The organism is Marinobacter sp. C7, from assembly GCF_022343555.1.
Lineage (GTDB): Bacteria > Pseudomonadota > Gammaproteobacteria > Pseudomonadales > Oleiphilaceae > Marinobacter.
In genome coordinates this window covers 1,463,149-1,470,007 of the sequence record NZ_JAKQZH010000001.1, presented here as the reverse complement: position 1 = coordinate 1,470,007, position 6,859 = coordinate 1,463,149, and the positions used below count along the sequence as shown (strand labels likewise).

The 6,859-nt window shown below is 59.1% G+C and carries 8 protein-coding genes and 2 tRNA genes; all 10 read right to left on the bottom strand.

The genetic code is table 11. From position 1 onward, the window contains the following. Window position 1 precedes the first annotated feature (1 nt). A tRNA-Lys gene (locus MD273_RS06765) sits at window positions 2-77 on the bottom strand. Between the two features lie 64 nt (window positions 78-141). After that, a tRNA-Lys gene (locus MD273_RS06760) sits at window positions 142-217 on the bottom strand. 83 nt (window positions 218-300) lie between these two features. After that, the gene (gene ybgF, locus MD273_RS06755; protein ID WP_239036979.1) at window positions 301-1,050 is read right to left on the bottom strand and encodes a tol-pal system protein YbgF; all 750 of its coding nucleotides are present in this window, start codon (window positions 1,048-1,050) and stop codon (window positions 301-303) included. A gap of 30 nt (window positions 1,051-1,080) precedes the next feature. Further along, the gene (pal, locus tag MD273_RS06750) at window positions 1,081-1,647 is read right to left on the bottom strand and encodes a peptidoglycan-associated lipoprotein Pal (RefSeq protein WP_239036978.1); all 567 of its coding nucleotides are present in this window, start codon (window positions 1,645-1,647) and stop codon (window positions 1,081-1,083) included. 56 nt (window positions 1,648-1,703) lie between these two features. Further along, window positions 1,704-3,017, bottom strand: a complete 1,314-nt coding sequence (gene tolB / locus MD273_RS06745) for a Tol-Pal system beta propeller repeat protein TolB (protein ID WP_239036977.1) — start codon at window positions 3,015-3,017, stop codon at window positions 1,704-1,706. Between the two features lie 16 nt (window positions 3,018-3,033). Then, window positions 3,034-4,050 (bottom strand): cell envelope integrity protein TolA, encoded by a 1,017-nt coding sequence (tolA, locus tag MD273_RS06740; RefSeq protein ID WP_239036976.1) that lies wholly within the window; start codon window positions 4,048-4,050, stop codon window positions 3,034-3,036. 22 nt (window positions 4,051-4,072) lie between these two features. Beyond that, complete coding sequence (gene tolR, locus MD273_RS06735; RefSeq protein WP_239036975.1) at window positions 4,073-4,519, bottom strand: protein TolR; 447 nt, start codon at window positions 4,517-4,519, stop codon at window positions 4,073-4,075. A 31-nt stretch (window positions 4,520-4,550) separates the two neighbouring features. After that, entirely contained in the window at window positions 4,551-5,240 is a 690-nt protein-coding gene (gene tolQ / locus MD273_RS06730; protein ID WP_239036974.1) for a protein TolQ, read from the bottom strand. A gap of 3 nt (window positions 5,241-5,243) precedes the next feature. After that, window positions 5,244-5,705: a tol-pal system-associated acyl-CoA thioesterase gene (gene ybgC / locus MD273_RS06725; RefSeq protein ID WP_239036973.1), complete on the bottom strand. Its 462-nt coding sequence runs from the start codon at window positions 5,703-5,705 to the stop codon at window positions 5,244-5,246. Continuing rightward, entirely contained in the window at window positions 5,698-6,729 is a 1,032-nt protein-coding gene (gene ruvB, locus MD273_RS06720) for a Holliday junction branch migration DNA helicase RuvB (protein WP_239036972.1), read from the bottom strand. The genes ybgC and ruvB overlap by 8 nt, the downstream gene beginning before the upstream one ends. Window positions 6,730-6,859: the final 130 nt, after the last annotated feature.

Genomic DNA, 6,859 nt, shown 5'->3' with positions numbered 1-6,859 from the left:
TTGGTGGGTCGTGAAGGATTCGAACCTTCGACCAATTGGTTAAAAGCCAACTGCTCTACCAACTGAGCTAACGACCCTTGACTGGTGACCAGCTTTTGCTGGTCGATACCGCCCGAGCTCAAACGAACGGTACCCGGAATTTGGTGGGTCGTGAAGGATTCGAACCTTCGACCAATTGGTTAAAAGCCAACTGCTCTACCAACTGAGCTAACGACCCAAACGAGGCGCATATAGTACTGATATTTTTCCGGTGATCAACCCCTTTTTCGAGTAATCCCCGGATTTTTTTCCTGAGCCGGATTAACCATTTGCGGAAGACAGGAACTTCTTCGCAAGCTCCGCGGCGCCGCTGTTCGGATAATCATCAAGAACGCTCTGCATCCGCCGGCGAGCCTCTTCCGATTCTCCCAGCCGATCCAGAGTCACACCCAGCTTGTAAACAGCATCCGGCGCCTTGCGATGATCCGGGAAACGGGTCGCCACAATGGTGAAAGCCTGCTTGGCCTGCTCCAGTTGGGGCTTGACCAGATAGACTTCCCCCAGCCAGTAATACGCATTCACCGTCAGGTCCCCTTCGGGATATTTGTCGATAAACTCGTACAGGCGGGTAATGGCCTCATCATAGGCTTTCTGGTTCCGGATGAGATCCTGGATCTCGTTGTAGGCTTTGCGCTCCTCGGGGCCGGGCTGGCGATATTCGCGGGTTTCCACCGCCTGAGTATCGCCACCCCCCGACGGAGACGGCGAAGCAGTTGCCGGCTCCGGCTTGCTCGCCATCTTTTCCGAGAGATCAAGGATGCGCTGGTCCAGATCGATATAACGATCGCGGCCCTGCTCCTGCAACCGGGTGATCATATGCTGCTGTTCTTCCACCTGGCCCTGCAACCTGCGCACCTCCTGCTGGAGCTGCTGAATCATATAGAACAACTCAGCGGTCGCCTGGTTGCCAGCGGAACTCCGCTGCGCCGACGTGGAAGACTGCGCCTGTACCGGCCCCACCTGCGCGAGCGCAAGCGGAACCAGCATTAACGCCACGAGCCGTTTTCTCATGGATACACCCGATCTGTGTCAGTTCGCGGTTTAATCAAAAACCAGTTCTACCCGACGGTTCTGTGCCCAGGCACTCTCTGAGGAGCCCATGACCGCCGGCTTCTCTTCACCATAGCTTACGGTTTCAATCTGGCCACGTGAAGCACCATTGACGATCAGGAAGCGCTGTACGGCATTGGCACGACGCTCGCCCAGGGCCAGGTTGTATTCTTTGGTACCACGCTCATCCGCGTGACCTTCCAGACGAACATTCTGGCCGGGGTTGTTCGCGAGGTACTGGGCATGGGCCACCAGGACGTCACGGGCTTCGGGCTTGATCTCGGCGGTATCAAAATCGAAGTAGAAGGTAGTGATGTCACGCAGCGCTTCCATCTTGGCGCGCTCCTCGGCAGCCATGCGCTCTTCTTCGGTCAGCGCGGAAGAGGAAACGCCGCCCTCGTCGTCACCGCCGTAGACGGTGGAGCCATCCTGATCTACAGGCGCAACGTCGGAACCATAGGCACCCTCATCCATGGTCTCACCGGTGGAGCTACAACCGGCAAACAGGCCTGCAGAAAGCAGCATGGCGAGAACTTTGGTGTGCATAGACAGTTTCATGTTCATTTCCTTTCAGTGGCTTCAGTTTATTGATTGAGTTCGAAGACCCGGGGCGCTCACTTGACGATGGGGCCCCAGGCCGGTTCACGGACATCCCCTTGCGATGCCGGCAGGCTGTACGCCGCACCGCCATCGGCAGAGATCACGGTCAACACGCTGGTTCCACTCTGTTTGGTGGCATAGATCAGCATGCGACCGTTGGGTGATACGCTCGGTGATTCGTCGGATTCGGTCCGGGTCAACACCGTCTCCTCACCATTCTTGAGATTGGTTCTGGCAATGTGGAACGCACTGTTTCTCTGGTGCACGTAATACACGTAATCCCCGGAGTTATCCGGCCGTGGCCGCGCATTGTAGCGACTGCCAAAAGTGATCCGGCGGGGCTCTGCCCCGGGTGTTTTCATATGGTAGATCTGTGGCCCGCCGGAACGGTCGGAGGTAAAGAAGATGCCGTCACCCGTGTGGTCATACGTCGCCTCGGTATCAATTGCCCAGTGATTGGTGAGCTTGGTCAGTTCCCTGCTCGCCAGATCCATCCGGTACACTTCGGCGTTGCCGTCCTTCGAGAGCGTCATCAGGAGTGAGCGCCCATCCTCAGACCAGGCCGGCGCGGAATTGAGGCCACTGAAGTCAGCTACCTTGGTGCGCTGGCCGGAAGACAACTCATGAACGTAGATTGCCGGCTTGCCTGTTTCGAAGGACACGTACGCCAGCCGCTTGCCATCAGGAGACCAGGCCGGGGACAGGATCGGCTCCTGGCTCTCGAGCCGGATCCGGGCACGCTTGCCGTCCACATCGCTCACCTGCAGGCGGTAGCGGGGTTTGCCCTTGAAACTGTCAAGTGTGACGTAGGCCAGCTTGGTGGAAAAAGCTCCCGGCACGCCGGTTATGGCCTCGTAAACCTTGTCACTGATGTGATGGCCAAGGGTACGCAGGCCATTCACCGACGCGGCCGCAGTTTCACCGAGAATACGCTTCTCCTGGTTCACATCGAATAACTCGTACCGCGCAACGACCCTGTCACCGTTGCGGCTAAGCTCACCGACCAGCACATAGCGCTGGCCAAGCATGCGCCAGTCCCGAAAGTACACTTCCTCACGACGGGAGGGCAGGCTCAGCATTTTCTCCGCCGGTAGGGGGCGGAACTCCCCGCTCATCGCCAGATCGTCCCGCACGATGTTGGCCACCTTGTCTCCGGGTGGAATCGCTCCGTTCTCCGCAAAGGGAACAACGGAAATCGGGAGGGCGGCATCGGCTCCTTCCGTAATGCGAATAAGCAGCTCGGCCCGCGCCCCGGTTGCCAGCATGATCAGGGCAACCAGCGCTGCGGCCACGGTTTGGTATGAAGTCGTCCAGGTCCGCTTTGTCATGATCCTTCCTGCTTCCTTATCTCAACCGGCGCGGGTTGAACTCAATAGTAAACTGACGGAAATAACGCTCGAAGGTTTCCCTGTCATCCGGTATCGGGTAACGGTTCAATGAGCGTACCGCACTCAGTGCCGAGTTATCGAACGCGGTGTTACCGCTGCTGCTAACCAGCCTGACACTTGCCAGCTCCCCGGTCGGTAGCAGCGTTATCTGCAGCCGGGCGGTCATTTCTTCCGTCGCCGAAGACGGTGGATACCATGCCTGACTGAGCCGCTCACGGATCAGCCCCTGGTATTTTTCGCTTTCGGACAGCATCTGTGCTTCTTTTGCGCGAGCCGCCGCAGCCTGCTGTTGTCGACGCGCCTCTTCAGCCTTCGCCTTGCTGGCCTCCTCCGCGAGAGCTTCCAGCTGTTGCTCCTTCAGCCGACGCTCGGCTTCCTTGCGGGCCTCTTCTTCCTTCCGGCGGCGTTCGGCTTCTTCCTGCCTGCGCTGCTCTTCCAGTCGCCGCTGCTCTTCCTCGGCTTTCTTGCGCTCCTCTTCCTTGCGCTTGCGCTCCTCCTCGGCTTTCTGTCGCTCGCGCTCCCTGGCTTCCGCCTCGGCTTTCTGCCGCGCGGCTTCCCGGGCTTTGGCCTCTTCACGCTCCCGCGCCAGGGCTTCCTGTTTCTTGCGCTCTTGCTCGGCCTTTCGACGGGCCTCCTCTTCCTGCGCCTTTTTCTCCGCTATCCTGCGCGCCTCTTCTTCCTTTCGGCGGCGCTCCGCCTCCGCCGCAGCCTTTTTACGCTCTTCTTCGGCCTGGCGCCGCTGATCCCTATCCGGCTGGTCGTCGGGCTCCACCACCGGGCTTGGCTTTGGCTGTTGCTGGGTGATAAGCCGCGCCGAAATACTGCGGGGTGGCGGCTCGTCAACAGGGTTGGTCCAGGACCAGCCCGCCAACGCCACAACTACGATGAGCAGGTGCAGCAACACCGACAACGCAACCGGAGATTTCCATGGCGGCGTACCGGTACTTATTACCCTGCGATCCTTATTCTTCACAACAGCTCCGCGCGTTCCTGGCTCACTTGTCATCCGGGGATGGTTCGGTGATCAAACCGATACTGGTGGCACCGGCCCCCTGCAACTCCGCCATCAGACGCACGACCGTGCCATACTCCACATGCTCGTCACCGCGCACCAACACCTCGCCGTTCGGGCGCTGGGACAGGATTTTCGCTACCCGCTCCCGCACATCTCCCAGGGACATGGGATCGCTGCTATCATCGCCGATTTCCATGTAGTAGGCACCGTTGGTGTCCACCGACACCACTATCGACTCCACATCCTTGTCAGACTGAATGGGATCCGATGTGGTTTCCGGCAAGTCCACTTTCACGCCCTGGGTCAGCATCGGCGCGGTCACCATGAAAATCACCAGCAGCACCAGCATCACGTCGATGTAAGGAACTACGTTGATTTCCGACATCGGTTTTTTCCGCTGCTGCGGCATCATCCCCATGCCTTTCATATCACCCGGCTCCGGCAGTTGCGTTCATTCATCAGGCAGCACTCTGCTCGCTCGCATGCACGCGACGGTGCAGAATGCTGGAGAACTCCTCAGCGAAGGTCTCGTAATTCTTGAGCAGCGCGTCGGACATCGCCGAAAAGCGGTTGTAGGCAATAACGGCCGGGATTGCGGCGAACAGGCCCATGGCTGTAGCAATCAGGGCTTCCGAAATACCCGGCGCGACCGTTGCCAGAGTTGCCTGCTGGACCTGGGCGAGGCCCCGGAACGAATTCATGATCCCCCACACGGTACCGAACAGGCCCACATAGGGGCTGGTTGAACCGACCGTTGCCAGAAATGGCAGGTGGGTTTCCAGACGCTCCTGCTCGCGGGAGAAGGCGACTCTCATTGCACGCTGGGTACCTTCCATAACGGCATCGGCATCCCGGCTCTGCTGACGCAGTCGGGAAAACTCCTTGAACCCGGCGCGGAAGACCGCTTCCACTCCGGAAAACGGCGTCGGCTCTGCGTTTACTTCCCGGTACAGCTGGCCGAGGTCCATGCCGGACCAGAACCGCTCCTCAAACTCCACCTGCGCCCGCTTGGCCTTGCGAAATACCTGAAGGCGCTGGAAGATCAGGGCCCAGGAAATCACCGATGCCAATCCCAGCAACAGCATGACCAGCTGTACCAGTAACCCGGCATTTGAAATGAGATGCCATACAGAAAGTTCTGACTCCACCTTTTACTCCTGGCTGGTTCCGTTAGTTGGGTCCGGATGCTGAACGTTGCGCTTCAGCAGGTCCTGCATATTATCGGGCAAACGCCTCGGTCTGCCGGTATCCAGTGCCACGCAGGCCACGCGAACATCTGCCTCGCACAGTAACGTCCGGTCACTGGCTCGCAGGACGCGCTGCCTGAAATTCATCCATACCCGGCCGTATGCCACGGGCTCGGCGGTAACCAGCAACTGATCATCCAGGCGGGCCGGCACCGAATAATGGATGTTCATTCGCTGCACCACATAGCTGATATTGTCTGCCAGGCCTGCCCGGAGACCGACCCCGCAACTGCGCACCCACTCGGTACGGGCGCGCTCCATGTAATGCAGATACCTGGCATGGAAAACGATACCACCAGCATCCGTATCTTCTATGTAGACCCTGATGGGTAGCTCAAAGACTCGGGCGTTGGCTGTATCAGTCAAACAGGTCACCCCCGCCTTCCGATTTGGGAGGCACCACTCCGAAATGCTGGTAGGCGTTGGAAGTCACCATGCGCCCACGGGGCGTACGTATCATGAATCCCTGCTGTATCAGGAAAGGCTCGAGCACATCCTCGATCGTCCCCCTCTCCTCGCTGATAGCTGCCGCGAGGCTTTCAACGCCGACCGGACCGCCATCGAACTTTTCGATCATGGCCAGCAACAGTCGGCGGTCCATATGATCGAAGCCCTGGTTGTCCACCTTGAGCATGTTCAGCGCCTGGTCCGCAATCTCGGCGGTAATCCGGCCGTTGGAGCGCACTTCGGCAAAATCCCTGACCCTGCGCAGCAGCCGGTTGGCGATCCTCGGAGTACCCCGGGAGCGCCTGGCAATCTCGAAGGCACCAGCCTCGTCAATCGCGACGGTCGAGAGCCGGGCAGAACGGATGATAATGTCGGTCAGATCCCGGGTGTTGTAGAACTCCAGCCGCTGCACGATACCGAAACGATCCCGCAGCGGAGAGGTAAGCAGGCCCGCGCGGGTGGTTGCACCCACGAGAGTGAACGGCGGCAGATCCAGCTTGATCGAGCGGGCGGCCGGCCCCTCCCCGATCATGATATCCAGCTGATAATCCTCCATTGCCGGATACAGGACCTCCTCGACCGCAGCACTGAGCCGATGAATCTCGTCGATAAACAGCACATCGCCTTCTTCGAGGTTGGTCAGCATGGCTGCCAGATCACCGGCTTTTTCCAACACCGGTCCCGAGGTGGTCTTGATGGCGACGCCCATCTCGTTGGCGATGATATTGGCAAGGGTGGTTTTGCCCAGACCGGGCGGACCGAAAATCAGGACATGGTCCAGGGCTTCCCGGCGGCCACGGGCCGCGGAAATAAAAATTTCCATCTGCTCCCGAACCGAGGGTTGGCCCACATACTCGGACAGCAGCGTCGGACGGATGGCCCGATCCTGGACCTCCTCATAGTCACCGGTTCCGGCTGAAATCAGTCGGTCGGATTCAATCATGGCATCACCCGTTCTATGGGAATCAACATCGTGCCTGTGCGCCTGCCCTGCAAATCAACGTTGACCCAATTGTACAAACGGGCCCCTGACTGTCACGTTACGCTCTCTACAGGTTTGGCGCCACTCAGGC

Coding starts and splice junctions, on each gene's coding strand:
- ruvB (WP_239036972.1), bottom strand. CDS start 6,729: ATGATTGAATCCGACCGACTGATTTCAGCCGGAACCGGTGACTATGAG.
- pal (WP_239036978.1), bottom strand. CDS start 1,647: ATGAAACTGTCTATGCACACCAAAGTTCTCGCCATGCTGCTTTCTGCA.
- ybgF (WP_239036979.1), bottom strand. CDS start 1,050: ATGAGAAAACGGCTCGTGGCGTTAATGCTGGTTCCGCTTGCGCTCGCG.
- tolB (WP_239036977.1), bottom strand. CDS start 3,017: ATGACAAAGCGGACCTGGACGACTTCATACCAAACCGTGGCCGCAGCG.
- tolR (WP_239036975.1), bottom strand. CDS start 4,519: ATGAAAGGCATGGGGATGATGCCGCAGCAGCGGAAAAAACCGATGTCG.